A 1935-nucleotide genomic window follows, 5' to 3' on the forward strand; every position below is an offset into this window, starting at 1 on the left:
CCCGAAGAGCAGGCCCTCAAATTCCTATCTCTTCGGCGGATCAGGTTGTTCAGCCTGAACTAAACAGAAAAAACGCGTTGTTCGCCGGTCATGACGAGGGTGGCAAGGCATGGGGTCGCATCGCATCCCTGATTGAGACCGCCAAGATCAATGGCGTGGAGCCTTTTGCCTATCTGAAATCTACGCTCGAAGTCATCGCGGCCGGACATCCGCAACAGCGCATCGACGAGTTGCTTCCTTGGAACTTCTAGCCGTCAAGCTGAAACCCCAGTGCCTTCCAGACACCGCTTACCAACAACCGCGTCGAAAACCTGATCCGCCCCATCGCCCTCAACCGCAAGAACGCCCTCTTCGCAGGTCACGACGAAGGCGGCATCGCCTGGGGCCGCATCGCCTCGCTCATCGAAACCTGCAAGATCAACGGTGTCGAGCCCTTCACCTATCTCAAGGCAACCCTGGCCGCGATCGCCAATGGACATCCGCAAAGCGGCCTCGACGACCTGCTGCCGTGGAACTTCAAGCCGTCAAGCTAAGCTGACCGTGCTGTCCAGCGACCGCTTACGGCTGTTTCACGACCTGAAGTGCTCATGTCAGTACTGCAAACGCTCCTTGTCGCCCGACCGAAGACCGAATCGACAGATCCTTTTCACAATTGGACCTTGGTTCGTCTTTCACCTTAGAAAATGAATTCATCCGCAATTGATATATTGCGGAAACTGCTGTCAGCCCCCACTCTCGCATCGTCGTCCATGGCAAAAACAATGCGGTCGAAATCGCCTTGGAAGTAATCGCCGACGCGGATAGAGTAGCTTTGGTAGCCAGAACCGGTGGTGTATTCACCGTTGGCGGCTTGAAGTCCCCACCCCCACTGAGTTCCGTCAAGCTTGAACATCCATTCCGGCGAGGCAGTGTCATCCGTATCAAAGCCGATCCCGTGGATTTCGCCCCGAACATCGCTCTTGAATTCGAAATTCAGCACGGTCTCGGCGGTGATAGTCGTATCTATATCTATTTTCTTCCAGGCGTTATTGGTCAAGGTGACGGCGCTGCCATCAACCAGCCCCTTTGCCGTGCCTGCGTCTTGGGTGCCGAAGCTCATTACATCAGCGCTTTTTGAACCGATTTTGAGCCAGGGGCCTTCATGCAATGCGATATTGCGGAAACTGCTGTCAGCTCCCACACCCGCATCGTCATCCATGGCAAAAACGATGCGGTCGAAATCGCCTTGAAAATAATCTCCGACGCGGATTGCGTAGCTTTGATAACCCGAACCGGTCGTGTATCCACCGTTGGCTGCCTGAAGCCCCCATCCCCACTGGGTCCCATCGAGCTTGAACATCCATTCCGGCGAAACAATGTCATCCGTGTCAAAGCCAATTCCATGGATTTCGCCCCGGACATCGCTCTTGAAATCAAAGGTCAGGATAGAGTCGGCGGTGATGGTCGTGTCTATCATGGCCTTCTTCCAAGCATTTTCGGTCAGCGTCACGGCACTGTCGCTCTCCGAAACCTCTGCGGTGCCTCCGTCCTGAACACTGTAGCTCGCAACATACGTGCTCTTGGTGCCTATCATCAGGCGCAGACCTTCTTGCAGCGATATATTGCGGAAACTGCTGTCAGCTCCCACTCCCGCATCGTCATCCATGGCAAACACTATGCGGTCGAAATCGCCCTGAAAGTAATCTCCGACGCGGATGGAATAGCTCTGGTAGCCCGAGCCGGTGGTATATTCGCCGTTGGCGGCCTGAAGCCCCCATCCCCACTGTGTCCCATCGAGCTTGAATATCCATTCCGGCGAGACAGTGTCATCTGTATCAAAGCCGATCCCGTGGATCTCGCCGCGGACATCGCTCTTGAAGTCAAAGGTCAGCACAGCTTGGATTCAAGTTTGAAGTGCGACGGTTGATTTGATGGCCGCGAGTTCTTCGGCCATGG

2 protein-coding genes and 1 pseudogene are annotated in these 1935 nt (G+C 55.0%); 2 read left to right on the top strand and 1 reads right to left on the bottom strand.

Going from position 1 to position 1935, the window contains the following annotated elements:
- Positions 1-251: transposase domain-containing protein (locus P775_RS26700; protein WP_143521010.1), on the top strand; the 251-nt coding region annotated here is incomplete at its 5' end.
- 36 nt (positions 252-287) lie between these two features.
- Positions 288-533 (top strand): annotated as a pseudogene (locus tag P775_RS26705) (transposase domain-containing protein); the annotation flags it as partial.
- Between the two features lie 143 nt (positions 534-676).
- Here P775_RS26705 and P775_RS26710 read toward each other — a convergent pair.
- Entirely contained in the window at positions 677-1873 is a 1197-nt protein-coding gene (locus P775_RS26710; RefSeq protein ID WP_099913842.1) for a hypothetical protein, read from the bottom strand.
- Positions 1874-1935 lie beyond the last annotated feature (62 nt).

It is taken from the genome of Puniceibacterium antarcticum (assembly GCF_002760615.1).
GTDB classification, from domain to species: Bacteria; Pseudomonadota; Alphaproteobacteria; order Rhodobacterales; family Rhodobacteraceae; genus Puniceibacterium; species Puniceibacterium antarcticum.